The organism is Sorangium sp. So ce834, assembly GCF_051521425.1.
In the GTDB taxonomy this organism is placed as follows: Bacteria; Myxococcota_A; Polyangia; order Polyangiales; family Polyangiaceae; genus Sorangium; species Sorangium cellulosum_D.
The window spans coordinates 1224218-1243033 of sequence record NZ_CP150351.1 but is presented as its reverse complement, the minus strand read 5'-3'; the positions used below and the strand labels follow the sequence as shown (position 1 = coordinate 1243033).

The window sequence follows — 18816 nt, the reverse complement described above, 5'->3', positions numbered from 1 at the left end:
CATCAGCATCGACACCGTCGGCGGATCCGCATCACCCGGCGCGGGCCCAGCGCCAGAGCTCGCGGAGGGTCGGCGTCGCGCCATGGGAGAGGACGCCTATTCGGAAGATCTTCGCGGCGACCCAGACGAAGAGCAGCACGGTCGCGCCGGTGCCGCCGATGGCGACGAGGATCTGCCAGAGCGGCGGCTCGGAGACGAGGACCCGGACGAACATCACCATCGGTGCGTAGATCGGGATCATCGAGAGACCTGGTCGCCGGGCGCGGCGCGGCGATAACACACCTCGCGCAGCGCCACGCGCTTGAACTCGTCCGCGTCGGCGAAGCCGGCGGAGCGCAGCGCGGTCGCCGGATCGGGCGGCACGGGCGCGCCCAGGCATCGCTCGAAATACCACCGGATCAGGTCGGCTTCGGTCATCCCGGCGTCGGAGAAGGCGGGGTTCGACAGGCCGAGCTCGGCGAGGCTCCGCTGCTTCTCGCGGGCCCGAGAGAGCAGCTTCGCGTACTCGCCGGAGACCGAGAGGTGATCGCGGATGTGGCCTTGCGCCGCCTCGTCGATCGCCCTCTCGACCCAGCCGATGAGCGCCTCGTCGCGGAGCAGCCTCGTCAGCTCGCCCCAGCCGACGCTGAACTGGCGCATCCACGCCTTCACGTCGTCAGGCTCGTAGAGCCGCCGCTCGCGGCGGAAGGCGTCGGACGTCCGCTCCAGCGCGGCGTTGTCGACGGTGAGGCCGCGCCGCTCGGCCTCCTGCAGCGCGAGGTACCGGAGCATGGCCCCGCGCTTCGCCCGGCCGTAGGCCGCCGCGTCGAGGCGGAGCTCGTCGAGGATGCCGTCGAGGGCGACCGTCTCGTACGGCGACGGGTCGCCGGCGCTCGGGCGCTCCGCGGCGACCATCTCGCCGGCGGCCTGCTCGGCGCGGCACCAGAACTCGGTGACCTCGAACCTGTACGTGACGGTCTTCAGCGAGAAGCCCGCCTCGGCGCGCGCGCGGAGGTGCCGGAGCAGCGCGATCGCGTCGTCGCGCTTCTGGTTGACGCGCCCCTTCGGGAGGAAGTCGCGCAGCGACGCGAGCTCGCTCTGCGGGACGCCATGGCGGGACGCGGCGTCGAGGATCACGGGATAGGCGCGGTCGGGATAGTAAAGGGACTTCGCGATCGCCGTGAGCGCGTCGCGCGTGGCGGCGGTGATCACGCCCGCGGCCGCCGCGGCGTCGAACGTCCTGCGGAGGTTGACCATCGCCTCGGAGCCGGCGCGATAGCCGCTGTCTGCGGGGCCGTGGACGACGGCCACCTCGTCGTCATCCTCGATGAGGCCGTCGCGGTACCCCTCGAAGATGGCGCCCACGCCTTCCATGCCGAAGGCGGAGAGCTCGGCGGCGCGCAGCGCCCCCATGCTGGAGCTCCCGAAGACGTGGATGCCCTGCGCCATCGCGAAGAGGATCTCCTTGTGCCAGACCGCGGGGACCCGCTCGAAGTAGCCGTCGATGATCGCTATCGCGCTCGGGCGCTTCGCGCATGCCCGGTAGACGTCGCCCTGCGAGACCGGCGGCAGATAGATGGCGTCGAGCTCCGCCCGCGCGGCCTCGAGCGAGAGGGTCGGACCGATGAAGACGATGATGCTCATACGATCTCCTTCCGGCTCGCAGCGCTCCCGCTCCGGCGCTCGAGCGCGCGACGGAACCGACGGCCAGGGATGTAGTTGGGGAACGAGTGGATCCCTTCGAGCCCGGGGATCACGATCTTGACGACGGGGATGCCGAACTCCGGCTTCGTGAGATCGAAGGCGACGACGCTGTCGATGCCGACCGCGCGCAGCCGCTCGAGCTGCCAGGCGACGTCGTCCTCGAACGTGTCGCCCGCGAACGTGGGCCCCGCGGAGAACGGGCGCTCTCCGCGCGCCGTCAGCAGACGGCGGAGGTGCCGGACCTGATCGGGGCTCCGGTGGCGGTCGTACTCGGTCCGGAGGAGGTCGTCGCGCGCGCCCGAGATGACCGTGAGCCGGGTCTGCGCGGCCTCGGTGAGGGCGCGCAGCAGCGCGACGGCGCGCGACGGATGGCAGCCTTGCCCGCCGGAGCCGTGGAGCGCCCGGACGGTGTCCTCCGTCCGCTCGGCGATGAGGCACTCGTACGAGGGGATACCGACGTCGGAGGTGGTCTCCCACGCGCCGACGGCGACTCCGGCGGCCGAGAATTTCGCGAGCACCTCGCGGCAGCCGGGGTCATCGATGCTGTCGAGATCGAGCCGCCTCGCGTCCCGCTCCTCGTCGGTGAGGGCCCCCCACACGGCCGTGGCGTCGCGCTCGACCACCTCGCAGATACCGTAGCTCACCGCCTCGAGGATCCCGTTCCCCGACGAGAGCCCGTTGGTCGAGCAGCAGAAGATACCCGGGTTGACGCGGCCCGCCGCGGTGGCGTTGACGTGCACGAGCTCGTAGGGGACCCATACCGGGGCGCCGCGCATGAGGTCGTAGCCCTCGGCCCACAGGAGCGCGGTGTCCTCGTCGAGCGGCACGCTCGAGGTCCGCGGCAGCGCGGAGACGTCGGCTATCGCGTGGGAGCGCCGGAGCTCGCGAGAGGACCCGAGGAGCAACGGCCGGATGATGTTCTCGCCGTGATAGGCCTCGATCGACTCCATCAGCCCCGAGACCCTCGCCGCCGCGAGCGTCAGCCCCTTCCCCTGGCTCACCGAGAGAGAGCGCGAGTTGGGGCGGCAGACGACGACGACCGGTATCCCTATCGCGTCGAGCCCGGTGACGTTGGCGATCCGCGTGATCCCCATCGCCGGCATGAAGCCCTTGATCCGATCGAAGGTCTCCTCGGGCGAGGCCGTGCGGTGGGTGCCGTTCATGAAGCGCTTCCGCTCGGGGCCCGAGAGCCCAGGCATGGGCGGAAGCTTGGTTTGAGTCTCCACGATGCTTCTCCTTCGCTCTGCGCCCGCGGCGGGCGCGACTCGAGATGGTTCAGGTGCTTTGCAAACCGAGGGCCGCCGGCCGGTCGCGGCGGCCGTCTGCGCGCGCGGCGTCGCGGCGCGCGCGGGCGAGGGCCGCGACGAGCCGCCGCTCCTCCGGCGGCACGCCCGCGGTGAGCTCGGCGGCGCGCCCGAGCGCGGCCGCCCTGCCGGCGTCGTCCCCCGCGGAGGCGGCGACGTCGGCCTCGAGGTGCGCCGCGGCGAGCGCGAGCAGCGGCGCGCTCCGCGGGGCGGCGCGCCCGAGCCCGGCGAGGCGCGCGCGCAGGCGATCGAGGTGCGCCCCCGCCGCCGCGGCCTCCCCCCGCGCGAGGGCCGCCTCGGCGCGCGCGTAGAGCACGGCGAGCTCGCCGTAGGGCGAGCGCCACACGCGGGCGCGCGCGGGCCGCGCGCCGTCGAGCCACGCGCGGACCGGGGCGAGGTCGCGGCGCGCGAGGCCGATCGAGATCGCGCTCTGCGCGGCGAGCGACGCGAGGTCGAACAGGCCGATCCACGCCGCGTGGCAGGCCGCGGTCTCGAAGAGCGCCGCCGCCTCGGCGAGCTCGCCCGCGGCCGCGACGCTGCTCGCGAGGCGCACGCGGATCATGAGGGCGCGGCGGAAATCGGCGAGTTCCTCGGCGAAGGCGAGCGCCCGGCGCTGGTGCGCGAGGCCGCGCTCGAGTTCGCCCCGGGCCGCGTGCGCGGCGCCGCGCCACGCGTGCGCGGCGGCGAGGCACTGCGGCGGCGCGCCGCCGAGCGGCGAGGCGAGCAGGGCGTCGAGCCGCGCCTCGTGCTCGACGCGGCGCTCGTCGGTGGCGCACACGAGCGCGGCGTCGAGCTCCGCCCAGCAGCGCTCCGCGGCGGGCGCGCCGGCCGCGACGGCCCCGGCGGCGTCCCGGGCGACCGCGTCCCGGAGCGCGTCGAGCGCGGCGGTCTCGCCCAGGTTGTGGAGCGCGGCCATCCGGACGCGCCGCGCGAGCGCGCGGCCGCGCTCCGGGAGGCCGAGGCGGAGCGCCGCCTCCGCCGCCTTCCGCGCGAGGTCGGAGCGCGACATGCGGAGCATCGTCCTCGCGAGCGCCACGAGCGCGTCGGCCCGCGCCGCGGGCGAGAGGCCGGGCGACGCGAGGGCGTCGCCGAGGATCGCGGCGGCCTCGTGCAGCGCGCCGGCGCGGCAGAACGCTGCGCCCCGCGCGACCGTCGCGGGGCCCGGCGTCACCGCGGGGGCGGCCGCTTCGCCTTCAGGCGCGGTCGCCGCCGCGGTCGCGACGCGGAGGAGCCCCGGCCCGTCCTCGATCTCGGCCACGATGGCGGCCCACCCGGGGCTCGGGCGCCCGCTCACGGCGAGGATGAGGGAGAGCGGCTCCGCCTCGAGGGCGCGCGCGAGGAACGCGACGGCGTGCTGCGTGTCGGCGTCGGCGCCGTCGACGCCGCGGAGGACGAGCACCGTGGGCTCGAGCGTGTGCTCCGCGAGGAAGGCGCGGAGCGCCTCGGCCGAGGAGGCCGGGTCGGGCGGCAGCGGGCACTCCGGCGCGCCGTGCGCGGCCTCGATGCGGCCGAGGGCGGCGAGCAGCGCGCCGCCCGCCGGGTGGGCGTCCGCGAGGGCGCGCAGCAGCGCGAACGGCGCGGGTGTCCCGCCGGCGGGCGCGGCGGGCGCGATGAGCCGGAGGCCGTCGCGGCGGGCGGCCTCGCGGAGCGCGTCGAGGGCGGCGCCTTCGCCGGGGTCGAGGAGCGCGGTGACGGGCCGGCGCTGCTCGGCCGCGCGGGCGAGGCGCCGCCACGCCTCGCCCAGCGAGACGCTCGGCGGGCGAGCCCGCGGCGGCTCGTGTGGGGCGCCTGCCTCGGCAAGCGCGTCCGCCTCGGCGAGCGCATCGGCCACCCACACCTCGAAGGCGAGCGTGAGCCCGAGGCGGTTATGGAACGTGTGGGCGAGGTTGGTGACGACGGTCCCGAGCGGCACGCCGAGCGCTCCGCGCCGCGACGCCTCGGCGAGCTCGGGCAGACCGGCGTCGAACGCGGCGAGGAGCGCGCGCTCGTCGTCGACGAGCTCGCCGAGCGCGGCGAGCCCCTCCCCCCGCACGAGCGCGCGCACCAGCGCGACCGACTCGGCGTCCGGCGCTGCGCAGGCGAGCTCCATGCCCGAGATCGCGCGGGCGAACGTGCGCCAGTGCCGCGCGTACCCCGCGAGGAACGACCGCCGCGCGTCGCCCGCGACGCCCGCGCGGCCGAGCAGCGCGTCGAGCGCGCACACCGCGACGAGGGCGCGCGCCCGCGGCCGCCCCGCCGTCTTCCGGATGCAGCCGAGCGCGAACCTGCTCGACGCGAAGAACTGCCGCTCCGCAATCTCCATCCCCACGGGCCCCCCGTGCTTCTCGAGCTCCGGCTCGTACGCGGCGGCCTCCGTGCGCGACACGGCGGTGCAGCGCGCCGCCGCGGCGTCCACGCGCGCCGCCACGTCGACGGGGTCGCGCCCGGGGGCCACGCGCACGCGCAGCCGCAGGTGGTCGCCTCCCTCGGCGTACCGGAGAAAGAAGAAGCGATCGATCGCGCCGCTCTGCTCGAGCCCGGACACGAGCGGATCGATCAGCCCGAGGAGGAGCGCGTCCGTCCCCTCGCCCTCGGGGCCCCGATCGTGGAACAGCTTCCGGTAGATCCAGCTCATCGCGCCCTCCTCTCGCCGTCGATCTCGACAAGCAGCTCCGCCGCGTGCGGCCTCCCGTCGAGGCGCAGCCACGACGCCTCGGGCTCCGGCAGGAGCTCGGTGAAGACGAGGTACCCGCTCCTCCCGTCGCTGGGACCGCCGAGCAGGCGAGCCAGCCCGATCAGCGTGAACGGGCTCTCCCAGTCGACGTACATGTTCGTCTCGGTGAAGCCGCAGCCGGCGGCGTCCTGCCCGACGTACCGGGCGAACCCCCGGCTCGGGATCTCGCGCTCGCGCCGCAGGCGCGCGATCGCGCGGAAGTACGACGCGTACGCTTGCTTCGGCTCCTTGCGCGGGACCGCGCTCACCGGGATCGCCCACCGCGCGCGCTCCACCACGACGCGGCCGACCGTGAGGCGCGGGCGCCGCGGGGCGAGCGCGACGCCCCGGGCGAGATCGAGGCGATCGAGCACGTTGTAGAGGTCCGCCCGCTCCGCCACCGTGTCGTCGCGGAGCCGCGGCGAGAGCGCGCGGAGCAGGAAGTGCGGCGCGGGGAGCGCGGCGTCCCGCAGGAAGCCGAGGTGGATCGGCTCGATGTCGCGGCCGAGGCGGCGCGATCGGAGCCGGAGCTCGACCGCCGCCGCGTCGAAGCGGAGGGAGAGATCGCGGAGCGGCAGGACCTTGTCGCCGGGCGCGCTCGGCTCCCATGGGAGCTCGAGCGCCCACTCCGTGAGGCGCGGGTGCACCTGGAAGTTGAGGCCGAGCGTGGGCGAGAGCTCGACGGGGAGCGGACCGTCCTCCTGCGCCAGGCGGCGGCGGATCGCCTCGAGGGCCTCGGGGGCGCGCCCCGCGGGGTCCGCGAGGTAGCGCGACAGGTACTTCGCGCGCCCGGCCTGCGCGCCGTTGAGCACGACGCGCGGCTCTCCGCCGTCGCGCGGGCACGGAGGCGCGATCTGGAGGAAGAGCGCCATCGACGACGGCGCGTCCGGGGCGGCGAGCGCCTCGAAGAGCCCCGGATCGAGGCGCACGACGTCGCCCGTCGCCGCGGCGGCGACGCGGCCGAGCTCCGCGTCGATCCAGCGGATCGGCTCGGACGCGCCGCGGATGAGCGCGACGCGCCGCGGGTCCTCGAGGATCTCGGTCACGAAGCCGCCGACGTCGTCGCAGACGCCGTCACGACCGAACCGCTCGACGAACGCCGCGCACAGCCGGCGGTGCGCGGCCCCGCAGGCGCTCGCGCGCACGAAGCGCACGACCGGCTCGAGCGCCGCGGCGAGCGCGCCGCGTGTGGCAGGGAGCTCCGCGCCGAAGGCGCCGTCCACCATGACGTCCTCGAGCACGGACGAGCGCCCGCGGCCGCGGCCGAGCTCGGCGGCGAGGCGCGCGCGCGTCTCGACGTCGGCGGTCGCGTAGTCCTCGAGGCGCCGCGCGACCGAGCGGAGCTCGTCCGGCGCGCCCGCGCACCCGATCTCGCCCAGGGCGTCTGCGGCGGCGCGCAGCGCCGCAGGGGTCGGCCCCATCGGGACGCTCTCCGGCTCGAGCATGCCCGCCTCGACCAGCTGCTCGAGGACGTCGCGGCACGCTCGCTCGTCGTCGTCGTCCGACGCGAGCGCCCGGGCGGCGTCCTCGAGCGTGCGCCCCTCGGCGCCCTCGACGAGGCGGGCGACGGCGGGGGTCCACCCGAGCGACATCAGCTCGCCCGACCCGGCGCGCGAGAACACGACCGACGGCGCGGCGCCCGCCACGAAGCGCCGGAGCGGGTTCATCCGGAGCGGCAGGCGCGCGCGTCCGTGGGCGTGAGCCGCCGGCTGAGAAGACATCGCGCGCGCGACGAGCTCCCCGGCGTGCGCGAGCGCGAGCTGCGGGAGGCTGCGCCACCGCGCCTCCTCGGGCGTGCGCGGCGCGCTGCAGCCGCCTGGGGGCGACGCGGAGAGGTCGAGCAGCGCGACGCCCGCGAACCCCGCGAACGGCGTCGTCCGCGCCGTGGCGCGGAAGACGTACCGCGCGATCGTGGCCTCGCGGATCTGCTGCGCCGAGGTGAGGGGCGCGCCGCTCGGGATCTCCGCGAGCTTCTGCGCCGTGGTCCAGTGGTCGGCGCTCGAGAGCAGGATCCCCCCGAGCAGGCGCGAGCTCCCGAGCGTCTGCCGGAAGCGATCCGACGCGGCGATCCACTCCGCGGCGAACGTCGCCTCATAGCGCTCCTCCAGCGCGGCGCACCGGGCCGCGCGCGCGTCGACGAGCGCGAGCGCGGCGCGCGCCCCTTCCGGCGGAGCGGTCCTCGCGCCCTCGAGCGCGCCGGCCGCCACGGCCTTTCCGTTGAACAGCCGCCGCTTCACCTCGAGCGCCGCGCGGCGCAGCGCCTCGTCCTCGCACCCGCGCACGACGTCGAACATGCGCGCCGCCGCGTCCGCCCGCGCGGCCGCGAGCTCGAGCTCGGCCACGGCGAGCTCGCGCTCAACCGCAGGGCTCTCGCGAAGGCGGAGCCCGACGAGCGCGTCGGCCGGCATCCCCGCGACGCGCAGCGCGCCCCACGGCGCGATCTGGACCCCGCGGCTCATCGCGGCTGCCCTCCGCGAGGCGCCTCGCGGGATGCCGGCTGGCGGTGCCCTCCGACGGCAAACGCGAAGAACGCCGTATGATCGCGGCCGTCGAGCCCGAGGACCTCGTCGACGACCGCGGGGGCGAAGCCGCCGGTCGCCGTGTAGGTGAGCCCGAGCGTCTCCGCGACGAGGTAAAGGCGGTCGGTGAGCCACCCCGCTGCGAACGCCGCGCCCCGGTAGCCGCGATCGCCGAACGCGACGAGCCACCGCCCGATCGGGACCACCAGGAAGAGCACCGCCGCGCCCATGGCGTGCTCGCGCTGCAGGATCGCGGTCTCGGCCATCCGCGCGCGCGACGCCGGGCCGATCGGCGCGAGGCGATGCTCGCCGCGGTCGTACCGGTGCGCGCCGGGCGGGACACCGTCGACGTCGAAGATCACGGGAAACAGCAGCGGATCGAGCGTCGCGTCCGCGAGCCCTGCCGGCCGCGCCGCGGCGGCCGCGAGCAGCGTCCCGAGCGTCGCCGCGTCGAGGGCTCCCGCCGAAAGCCTCCCGCTCCGCCGCGCGGCGATGACCGACGCGAGCGAGCGCTGGACCGGCTCGAGCGCGCGCGGCGCGGGCAGCGAGAGGGCGCGCTCCGCGTCCCCGGGCAGCGGCGACGGCGCGGGCAGCGCCGGCTCCGGCGACGGCCGCATCTCGGGGTAGCGGCTCGCGACGACGAGCTCCGCGACCCCCCGCAGGGGCTGGGTCGCCGCGGCGAGCGTGGACGAGATCCTATGATCAGCGAGAGACATCGCGAGCCTCCGTGGCTGCGCCCCTGAGCGCGATGAGGAGATGCGGTGCGAGATCGATGCCATCGACGCCGACCACGCGCGCGACGACCTCGTCGTCGAACGTCCAGACCGCCGTCGCCGCGAGGCCGAGCTCCTGGGCGAGGAGCTCCACGCGGTGGGCCATCAACCCGGCGTCGAGCAGCGCGTAGGTGTACCCGCGCGCGTAGTACTTGGAGCACGCACGCGCGACCGAGCCGACGACGACGATCACGGCGCCCGCAGACTCCACGGCCGCGGCGTGCTCGGCGCTCCCGCCCGCGAGCACGGCGCGCGCGAGGGCGCCCGCAGCCACGCCGGCGCGGAGCCGCGCGAGCGCTCGCGCGGCGAGCTCGAACCGGTGGACGCCCGCCGCGATCCCGGGGACCCGCGCCACGGCGACGTACGCCTCCGCCGAGCCGAGGTTCCCGGCCGACGCCGTGTTGCGACGCACGTGAGCCTCGCCCTCGCCGCGGCGCTCGACGCGCCCGCCGAAGCTCAGCTCGAGCAGCGCGCCGAGCGCGCCCGCGTCGAGCGTCCCCGCCGCGTCGCGCCGGCGCGACAGCGCGGCCCCCACCGGCGCGCTGAACGCCGCGGCGAGCGGCGTGGCGAGCGGCGTGGCGTTCGTCGCGCCGGCGCCTTCTGGAGACCGCCGCGGCGACGGCGCGGCCGGCGTGCTCTGCAGCTTCCGCACCTCCGGGCTGATGTGCGCCTGCATCCCCGCGTGCTGGCCGATGTGCCACGGCTGGACGACCGTCGTGTTGTGGAACATCCGCGCGAGGCTCTCCGCGTGGCCGGACGGGAGCGTCGCCGTCCGCGGCGGCGCGTCGCCGCCGCAGAGCGGGCAGCTGGGCAGCCTGGTCATGAAGGGGTGGAGCGCCGTCTCGCCGGCGCCGGGCCGCCACACCTCGACGTGCTCCAGCGGGGCCACCGCGAGCAGCCCGCTCGCGTGGAAGATCACGTGCTGCGCGACCCGGCTCACGAGCGCGCGCCCCCAGAGCGCGCGCGCGGCGCCGTCGTCGAGCGCCGGATCCGCCGCGGCAGCGGCGATCTGAAGCCGGACGCACGCCGGGCACGCGGACGCCCCGGGGATCGTGAGCGGCCCGATCGTCCACGTGCCGGGGTTCGCCGCGAGCATCGGGACGCGCGCCGCGATGCACGCGCGCGCCGCCGCCTCGAGCGCCTCCTGGTCCCCGATCACCACGGCCAGATCGACCTCGCCCTGCGCGAGTTCCGCGGCGCTCGCGGCGAGGCGGACGTCGGCGACGCCCGCCTCGCGGAGCATCGTCACGAGCATCCCCGCGAGCGGCGCGTCGCCGTCCCCCAGCGCGCGCACGCACGCGCCTTCGAGCGCCCACTGCGCTTCCCCCCGGCTGCGGTTGCGCCCGGTCCGGCGGAGGTACCTGCTGAAGAACGCGCGCTGCGCCCGGCGCGGCTCCTCGGCCTCGTCGGCCGCGGCGCCCTCGCCCTCCTCGAGCATGCCGTGCATGTGCATCAGGTGGATCGCGTCCCGCAGGTCGGAGGCGACGACGCCCGGAAACGCGGCCTCGACGTCGCCGACGGTGCGCGTCCCGTCGAGCAGCGGCACGAGGTTCTCCATCACCCACGGGAGCGACGCTCCCTGGATGATCTGCGCCTCGCCGCCGAGGACGTGGAGAGCTCCGCCCGGGAGCGTCACGCGGAGGAGATCCTCGACGAAGCGCGGGCGCTCCGGGCAGCGAAGCTCCCAGTAAAGCTCGGCGAAGCGGCTGAGATCGCGGGCCTCGTAGGCATCATCGGACGGGCTCATCGGTCACCTCCCACGACGGACGATCCGGCGATCGCGAGCGGGTGCTCGGCGAAGTACCCCGCGAGCGACGCCCCGCGCCCCGCCGCGTGCTCGCCGGCGGCGCACCGCCCGCACAGCCCGACCCGGGCGAAGCGCCGCGCGCGGAGCGCGCCCGACGTGACGTCGCACTCCCAGAAGCGCCCCATGCGCGCGGCTCCGGCGCGGGGCGGCTCCGGCGCGCCGCGCTCCTTGCAGAGCGCGAGCGCCTCCGCGGCGAGCAGCGCCGCGGCCTGCTCGGTGACGGCCGCGAGCTCGCCCTGGAACCAGGGGCGAAGGTCGCCCGAGGCCCCGAGCGCCTCGAGGGCGTCGTGCGCCTCGAGATCCAGCGCGACCGAGCGCACGCGCCGCGAGAAGCAGGCGAAGCACGGCGTGCGGCCGGGGACGATCGACGGCCCGATCCGGAGCTCGTGCGCGAGCAGCGTGCCCGACGTCCACGCTACCTGTGCCGCGAACGCCGCCTCGTCCAGCGCGAGCGCCGCCGCGGGCCGGGGGCGATCGGTCGCGAGGACGATCACCGCGCCGGGCGGCGCCTCTGGCGCGCCCGTGCCCAGCGCCGACGTCGTGACCCGCGCCCCCGCGCCGGTCAGGAGCTCCGCGCAGCGGGCGCCGAGCCTTCCGTCACGGATGACGTGCACCGCGGGCGCGCCGGCGGCGCGCTCCGAGGCCGGGATCTCCTCAGGCGAACGGGATCGGATCATCGGTGATCGACTCCTCTGTGCGAGCGCCGTACCCGAGCCTCTGCGGCGCGTCGTACAGGCGGGGGTGCGCGAGGTACCGCGCGTGGTGGGTGAAGCTGATGGGCACGAGCTCGGGCACGATCACCTTCACGACGACGACCCCGAAGTCGCGGACCTCGGGCATCGTCACGTCGACGGCGACCACCTCCATGCCGAGCGCGGCGAGCCGCGCGACGATCGCCGCGAGCGGGTCGTCGCCCTCGATCGACCGGGGGAACGCGGTCGCGACCGGCGCCTCGCGCGTGGCGAACTCGAACCGCGCCGGCCCGTCGGGTCCCGCGTAGAGGCGCCCGAACGACTCGGGTGTCTGATCGGCGTCGGTGAAGAACGACGCCCGGGTGACCGGCGGAGCGGGCTCGGTCAGCGCCACCCGCAGGCTCCCCACCTCTTCGAGGACGCGCGCCGCCGCGGCCTCGCCGTCGGGGCGGCAGGCCGCCATCGCGATCGCGTGCGGCGCGCTGTGCGCGCACGTCTGCACGGCGCCGATCACGGGGACGCCGACGTCGGTCGTGAGATCGAGGAGCGTCGTCTCCGTGCCCGCGGCCTCGGCGCTGCGGAGGAGCGCCGCGACGAGCGGGCTCCGCGCGCTCCCGGGCGCGATGCGCGGCATCCGGAGCTGGTGCAGCCAGAACAGCGCGAGGCTGTCGCGCTCGATCACCTCGCACAGGCCCGAAAGGATCGCCTGCCGGAAGCTCGCGCCCGCCGCGAACCCCGTCGAGAGCGGGAAGAGCGCGTGCTCGCGGATCGGCAGCGGCAACCCCATGTACGTCGCCGTGAGCGGCACCCAGATCGGGCGCCCGTGGGTGAGCGAGAAGCCGCGCACCCAGAGCTCGTCGCGATCCGGATCGGGCTCGCGCAGGCGGAAGGTCGACGGCGCGCGGGCCCGCTCGCGCGCCGAGCAGCGCGGCAGCCGCGCGGGGTCGAGCGCGCGATCGCCGAGCGAGCGCGGCGTCGCGCGCAGCACCCCCTCGGTCGGGTACATGACGCCGCAGTAGCGCTCGAGGGCCTCGCAGACGGCCCGGATCTGGGCCGTGGTCTCGTCGACGGCCGTGCCGGAGCCGGTGAGCGACCCAAGCTTCGAGCCCACGTGGGACGGGCCCGGGTGGAGCGCCGGGGGCCTGCCGAGGAACGCGGTGAAGCCGTGCATCTGCCCCTCGAAGCCGGGGGGAAAAATGAACCGCCGGACACGGCGGATGATCCCGCAGCGCTCGTCGATGAGCGGCGCGAGGCGATCGATGAGCGAGATCTCCGACATGGTGGCGACTCCTTGAACGGGGCAGGCGGCGCCCCACGAGCCCGGACGCGCGACGCGCGTCCGGGCCGCCCAGGGCGCGCCTACGGGTTCACTTCTTGTCGGCGCCGAGCTCGACGCCCTTGGCGATCGCGGCCGAGACGAGGGCGTCTTGGCCCATGACGTCGAGCGCCTTGTCGTGCATGCGAATGACGCTCTCGAGCTGCCCCTCGTCGAGGCTGTCGAAGGACGAGTTCGACGAGACGCCGATCGAGCTGACCGAGGAGAAGCACCCGCTCGTACAGGCGGAGCTTATGGGGACGTCCCGCAGCGTCTCGTTGCTCTTCTCGCTGATCTTCTTGAGGGTGAGCTCGAGGCGCTGCACGCCGGCCTTCGTGTCGACGACGTCGGACGCGCCGGCGGTCGTCTGCACCTCGAACATCGACTCGGTATTCTGGATATTCAACATAGCACTCTCCTTCAGACGGTGACTACGTATCGACGGGCGCGGGCGCTCCCGATGATTCGCGAACGGCCGCGCGCGCCCTCTCGGATTCGCTCCGAAGAGTCGTTGAGGTCCAACGCGGCATGTCGCCCGTGGCACCCCGTGATCGTCGAGCCGGACAGCGAGCGCGCCTTCCGGCACGGCTCCAACCCGAGGCTCGCTGTCTGTCCTTCAAGGTCAAGCAAGGCGCGTACCGCGGGGACCGAGCTCACGACCGCGGCCCAGGACGGGCGGAGCGCCGGCCAGGGCGCGGGCGGCGTCCAGAGGAGCGGCCCTCGATGCGCAGATCCTCGCGCAATTGAGCGAGGGTTCGCGCGACATGCGCGCGCATGCCTCCGAGGGCGCCGCGGGGTCAGCCGCCAAGGGTTCGTGTCGTCCCCGCGAGGCGCTGGAACACCACGCGAGGAGAGCGGCTCGGCCTATCTCTCGTGCAGATCGCCCCGCGCGCGGCGTGGACAGCGACGCTACGGAGGCCAGGCCGCGGGCGGCGATCCGGGACGCGGTCGACCACGCGGGCGAGGGCGCCTTGATCGCGATCGCGGAGGGCAGCTACGTCGAAGAGCTGCTGATCTCAGGGGGCTCAGGGAGAGGCAGGGGAAAGGCAGGGGATGGAACGGCGGCGCGCTGGCGCACGGGCGCCTTGCCCGCCGCCGGGCGGCATCGCTTCAGCAGCGCCTCAGGCTCCGCGGCGAGCCGGCCGCGCGGGGACTCCCGCGCGTGCCGTTCCGCGCCGCGGTGCCGATGATGGACTGCCATATGCCGGCGTGCGACGGCTGCGCGGCGACCGCGGAGATCCGCCGCGCCGAGCGGCCAGGCTCGGATGAGCGCCGGCGCTCAGATGGCCTGGCAGTAATAGAACGCCATGTTGTCGCAGTGATCTCCGCTGCACTTCGCGCCTGCGATGTAGTAGCCCGGCGGGAAATAGATCGACCCACCGTTCTCCTCGGAGATGAATCCGCTCCAGTAGCAGCTGCCCCAGGTCTTCCCGTTGAGATGGGAGCACTGGAGCGACACGTTGTCGCAGTAGCTGCCCGTGCACGCGAGCCCCGTGACGAAATCCCCGTAGTTGCACCTCCGGTAGTTGGTGCCTTCCTCGGAGAAGTAGGAGGTCCAGTACATGGACGTGTTGTAGGTCCCGAGGGAAGAGCAATAGCCCTTGATGTTGTCACAGTCGGAACCGCTGCAATGGAACGCGCTCATGGCGTTGCCGCTGTCGCATGCGACGGGCGCCCAGCCGTCGGACGTCTCGGCCGTCCATCCATTCGTGATGGCGTCGGCCGCCGTTCCGACCTCCTCGTCCGTCTCGATGTCGACGTCGCTCGCGCTGTCGACCGACTCAGCCATGCAGCCGGCGACCATCAACAGGGTCGATCCGAGCAGCGAAACAAGCGACAGCGTCGATGTGATCTTCATGATGAACCTCATGGCGCGACCTTCCGCGAGCCGGCTTCGCGTCGGCGGCACGGTCGCACCTTTGGAATTGGAGTTCTTGGAGCTGGCGCGGGGATCGAGGCTTCGAGGCCCGCGCCGCCGGAATGAGCAACGCGCATACCATCGCCGTCGGACCCGGTTCCGCCCCGACATTGCGTCGGAAGGCCCGAATCCGGGCGGGCGCCACGCGCGTCGCCCTGGCGGGCGGGCGGCGTTGCGCAGAGGCTCGCTCAACGGGTGAGCGAAACCTCGTCCAGTTGCGCAGAACGTTGTGTCGGGAGGAGCGTCACGGCGTGCCCCCGGGCGACCGGCTCGCGTGGCCGTCCGCGTGCGGGCGCGCGCGAAGGGCTCGGGAGCGACGCGAACCCCCGAAAGCGGGCCGCGACATCGCCCTCGGAGCGCTCGACAAGGGTGAGCGCTGCCCGCCAAGGTGTCGTATCGTCCGCGCGAGGCACCGAACACCATGCGAAAAGAGCGGCTGGCCCTCTCTCTCCTGCAGATCGCCCTGCTCGCGGCGTGCGCGCAGCGCCCTGACGCGGACGGCCCTAACGCGGACGACGGCGCAGGGGCGGGCGCCGGGCCCACGTTCCCGTGCCCGCCGGGCGCGGTGGAGACCGACGCGGGCTGCGAGCCGGCGGGGGTCCCGCCCGAGCGGTGCGGGAGCGGCTTCGCGCCCGACGGCGCGCAGGGCTGCGTGCCCGTCCTGCCGAAGGAGGCGGGCCCGCCCGGGCAGATGGCCGTCCCCGGCGAGGCGGCGTGGCGTGAGGTCGCGCCGTGCGGGGCGGGCCCGTGGGGCAGCGCGCCGATCGACGAGGCGACCGCGTTCGTCGACGCGGCCTACGCCGGGGCGGACAGCGACGGCACGGAGGCCAGGCCGTGGACGACGATCCAGGACGCGGTGGACCACGCGCGCGCGGGCGCCCTGATCGCGATCGCGGAGGGCAGCTACGTCGAAGAGCTGCTCATCTGGAGGCGGCCCGTGCGGCTCTGGGGCCGGTGCCCCGCGCTTGTCGAGATCGTCGGGCCGCCCGGCGCGGCGATCGCCGTCCAGGTCGACAGGGGCGCGAGGGGCGCGGAGATCCACGACCTCGCTGTCCGCGGAGAGGGCATCGGCCTCGGTGTGAGGAACGTGCTCGATATCGTGGTCGAGCGGGTCTGGATCCACGACACGAGCGACGTCGGCCTGCTCGCCGCAGGCCCGGATACCGGGACGAGCCTGACCGTGCGCGGGGCGCTCGTGGAGCACACCACGGGCGCGGGCATGGTCGTGGCGGACGCCGCCGTGACGCTGGAGGGCACGGTCCTGCGCGACATCGATCTCGCCGCCGGGGATCCGGAGCACCCGTTCGACGGCCATGCGATGGGGATGCAGGTCGAGTCGGTCGAGCGCCGCGCGAGCGTGACGGCGCGATCCGTCGTCATCGAGCGCGTCGGGGGGCTCGGGATCAGGCTCTCCGGGGCGGACGGCGTCGTCGAGGACAGCGTCGTCCGCGACGTCGCCTGGCTCGCGGCGGACATGCCGGGCACTGGGCTCGCGGCGACCCACGTCCCGAGCTTCGAGCCGGGGACCCTCACGGTCCGGGGCAGCGCGCTGGAGCGGAACCACACCGCCGCCATCGCGATGATCGGCGCTGAGGCAACCATCGAGGCGACGGTCGTGCGCGACACGGGCGCGGGGTCGGCCGAGGGCGATCCGGGCGGCGCGGGCGTCTACGCCGAGCCGAGCCGCATCGACGGGCGCCCCGCCCGCGTGGCGCTCCGGCACGCCCTCGTCGAGCGGAGCCGCGAGAGGGGGGTCGTCGTCAACGGCTCCGACGTCGAGATCGATGGACTCCTCGTGCGGGAGCTCGTGCCTGACGCGTCGGACTACGGCGCGGGGATCGAGATCGCGCACGATCGGCGACGCGCGGATGTCCGGGTGCGCGGCAGCGCGGTGGAAGGCAGCTACGGGACCGGGATCGCCGTCTTCGGGGCCGACGCGGCCCTGGACTCGACCGTGGTGCGCGACACGAGGCCGCTGCCGTCGAGCCAGGATCTCGGCAGGGGGGTCAATGTCCAGTCGCTGCCCGACCTCGGCGAGCGCGGGAGCGCGCGCCTGCACAACGTCCTGATCGAGCGGAACAGGGACGTCGGCCTCTTCCTCAGCGACTCGGACGCGACCGTCGAGTCGACCACGATTGCGGACACCCTGGGGCGCGCGCTCGACGGCAGGAACGGCTACGGCATTATCGCCTACAACGACGAGACCGGTCTGGCGAACGTCCTCGTCCGGGACAGCGTGATGGCGCGGAGCGCCGGGGCCGGTATCTACAACCGCGGCGCGACGGTGCAGATCGCGTCGACGACCTTCACGTGCGAGCCGCTCGACATCGTGAGAGACGTCGATGAGCTCTCCCCGGCGGTCTACGAGGATCTGGGCGGGAACGTCTGTGGCTGCGAGGGCCGCACCATCGACTGCAAGGCGGAGCCGACGCGCCTCGAGCCCCCCCGTGCGCTGCCGCCGCCCCCGCCTCTGCCCGAGAGCGAGGGCTGAGACTCCCGCTCGTCCGCCGCCCTCGTGTCGTCGCGCTTCTCGTGGCTCAACCCGGGTCGGGGTGCTCAACCCGGGTCGGGGTGCTCAACCCGGGTCGGGGTGCTCAACCTGGGTCGGGGTGCTCAACCCGGACCGACCCGCCCGCCGGGGCCGGATCCGGGCGAGGCCGCGCGGATCCGCCCGGCAGGACGAAGCGTCGATGCGCTGCGGCTCGAGGCCGAGCTCTCGCATCCTCGCCGCGTCCCACGCCTCGATCGGGTCGCGCCCGGCGATGTAGCTGCGCGCGCGGTTGGCGAGCGGCGCGCGCAGGCTCATCACCTCGGGCGCCGACATCAGAACGCACGTCTTGTAGCGGGGCAGATCGCTCATCGCCAGCCGGTTCCAGACGTGGCGACCCACGTTGCGCACGCTGCCCAGGGCGCGGCTCAGGCGCTGGAAGTGCTCGATCGCCTCGGAGGGGTGCAGTCGGGCCGGCCGGTGACAGAGGGTGTACCCGTCGAGGTCCCGGCTGGTCACCCCGGGCAGGAGCCGCCCCTCGGCCGCCACCTGCGCGAAGAACGGCGTCTCCGGATACGGGCAGACGATCCCCAGGAACGTCGGGCACTGATCCCCGAGGTCGTGGAGGTATTCGGGCAGCCGCTCGAGGTACTCGTTGGTGTCCCCGTCCGCGCCCACGAGGAGCCCGAACGAGAGCACGATCCCGCTCGCCGAGGCTCGATTCAGGACCTCACGGACCTCGCTCAGCTTGTTCTGGCCCTTGTTCATCGCGCTGATCGACTCGGGGTTCAGCGACTCCAGCCCGGTGTAGACGTAGCGGCACCCCGCGCGCCCCATGAGGCGCACCAGCTCCGGGTCGCGCAGCACGTTGAAGGTGAGCGCGCAGCCCCAGATCTTCTTGAGCGGCATCAGCGCCTCGCAGAGCTCCCGCAGGTAGCGGGGAGAGCCGCCCAGGTTGTTGTCGAGGAAGCCGAACACATCGCCGGTCACCCCCGGAATGCGCCGGTTGAAGATCATCCTGTCGCGGATGTCCCGGATCACGTGGTCGATCGGGCGATATCGGTATTGCTCATGCCCGGTCAGCACGCAGAAATTGCAGGAGAAGGGGCAGCCGCGCGACGCCTCGATGCCCGGCATCCGGACGAGGTTGTTGCGGTAATCGATCAGGTCGTAACGGTAGGTGGGGATCCGGTCCGGGGGCACCGGGGGGAGCGCGTAGACGGGCTGGAGCTCGTTCCGCTGGAAGTCGGCGATGAGGGCCGGGACGTTCGACTCCGGATCGCCCGTCACCACCGCGTCGAAATGCTGGAGCGCGTCCGCCCGGAAATGGCTCGCGTGCCGGCCGCCGGCCACGGTGGTGATGCCGCGCCGCCGGAGCAGCGCGGAGAGCACCTTGGTGTGCTCGTAATAGGCGTGCAGGTACGAGAAGAACACGAGGTCCCAGGGGCGATCGAGGGGGATGTCCGTCTCCTTCTCGTTGTAGAGCTCGATCTCGGCGTCCGGCGGGCACAGGGCCGCGATGAGCTCGGGCACGGAGGATTGCATGACCGAGCGCTCCTTGCGGTGCAGGCGGCTCGGGTGCGTGTAGGTCGAGAGGATCGCGATGCGCATCGAGGGGGGCTCCT

At 74.5% G+C, this 18816-nt stretch carries 13 protein-coding genes; 1 reads left to right on the top strand and 12 read right to left on the bottom strand.

Going from position 1 to position 18816, the window contains the following annotated elements:
- Nucleotides 1-31 precede the first annotated feature (31 nt).
- The 11 genes from WMF20_RS04575 to WMF20_RS04525 form a co-directional block, all read right to left on the bottom strand.
- A complete protein-coding gene (locus WMF20_RS04575; protein ID WP_437611008.1) occupies nt 32-241 on the bottom strand; it encodes a hypothetical protein in 210 nt (69 codons plus the stop codon).
- Nucleotides 238-1623 (bottom strand): TfuA-like protein, encoded by a 1386-nt coding sequence (locus WMF20_RS04570; protein ID WP_437611006.1) that lies wholly within the window; start codon nt 1621-1623, stop codon nt 238-240. The genes WMF20_RS04575 and WMF20_RS04570 overlap by 4 nt, the downstream gene beginning before the upstream one ends.
- Nucleotides 1620-2909 carry a YcaO-like family protein gene (locus tag WMF20_RS04565; RefSeq protein ID WP_437611004.1) on the bottom strand — a complete coding sequence of 430 codons (1290 nt, stop codon included), beginning with the start codon at nt 2907-2909 and terminating at the stop codon, nt 1620-1622. Before WMF20_RS04565 ends, WMF20_RS04570 begins: the two co-directional genes overlap by 4 nt.
- Nucleotides 2910-2958: 49 nt before the next feature.
- Nucleotides 2959-5601 carry a thiopeptide-type bacteriocin biosynthesis protein gene (locus WMF20_RS04560; protein WP_437611002.1) on the bottom strand — a complete coding sequence of 881 codons (2643 nt, stop codon included), beginning with the start codon at nt 5599-5601 and terminating at the stop codon, nt 2959-2961.
- Nucleotides 5598-8138, bottom strand: a complete 2541-nt coding sequence (locus tag WMF20_RS04555) for a lantibiotic dehydratase (protein ID WP_437611000.1) — start codon at nt 8136-8138, stop codon at nt 5598-5600. The genes WMF20_RS04560 and WMF20_RS04555 overlap by 4 nt, the downstream gene beginning before the upstream one ends.
- On the bottom strand, nt 8135-8914 hold the full coding sequence (locus WMF20_RS04550; protein WP_437610998.1) for a nitroreductase family protein: 780 nt from the start codon (nt 8912-8914) through the stop codon (nt 8135-8137). Before WMF20_RS04550 ends, WMF20_RS04555 begins: the two co-directional genes overlap by 4 nt.
- Complete coding sequence (locus tag WMF20_RS04545; RefSeq protein WP_437610996.1) at nt 8901-10718, bottom strand: SagB family peptide dehydrogenase; 1818 nt, start codon at nt 10716-10718, stop codon at nt 8901-8903. Before WMF20_RS04545 ends, WMF20_RS04550 begins: the two co-directional genes overlap by 14 nt.
- On the bottom strand, nt 10715-11455 hold the full coding sequence (locus WMF20_RS04540; RefSeq protein WP_437610995.1) for a hypothetical protein: 741 nt from the start codon (nt 11453-11455) through the stop codon (nt 10715-10717). The genes WMF20_RS04545 and WMF20_RS04540 overlap by 4 nt, the downstream gene beginning before the upstream one ends.
- Nucleotides 11433-12749, bottom strand: coding sequence for a YcaO-like family protein (locus WMF20_RS04535; RefSeq protein WP_437610993.1), 1317 nt, complete (start codon nt 12747-12749; stop codon nt 11433-11435). The genes WMF20_RS04540 and WMF20_RS04535 overlap by 23 nt, the downstream gene beginning before the upstream one ends.
- Before the next feature lie 88 nt (nt 12750-12837).
- Nucleotides 12838-13194: a hypothetical protein gene (locus tag WMF20_RS04530; protein WP_437600689.1), complete on the bottom strand. Its 357-nt coding sequence runs from the start codon at nt 13192-13194 to the stop codon at nt 12838-12840.
- An 870-nt stretch (nt 13195-14064) separates the two neighbouring features.
- Nucleotides 14065-14643 carry a hypothetical protein gene (locus tag WMF20_RS04525; protein ID WP_437610991.1) on the bottom strand — a complete coding sequence of 193 codons (579 nt, stop codon included), beginning with the start codon at nt 14641-14643 and terminating at the stop codon, nt 14065-14067.
- A gap of 481 nt (nt 14644-15124) precedes the next feature.
- Between WMF20_RS04525 and WMF20_RS04520 the strand changes: the two genes are divergently transcribed.
- Nucleotides 15125-17194, top strand: coding sequence for a hypothetical protein (locus WMF20_RS04520; RefSeq protein WP_437610989.1), 2070 nt, complete (start codon nt 15125-15127; stop codon nt 17192-17194).
- 84 nt (nt 17195-17278) lie between these two features.
- Here the strand turns inward: WMF20_RS04520 and WMF20_RS04515 are convergent, their stop codons facing one another.
- Nucleotides 17279-18802 (bottom strand): B12-binding domain-containing radical SAM protein, encoded by a 1524-nt coding sequence (locus tag WMF20_RS04515; RefSeq protein WP_437610987.1) that lies wholly within the window; start codon nt 18800-18802, stop codon nt 17279-17281.
- Nucleotides 18803-18816: the final 14 nt, after the last annotated feature.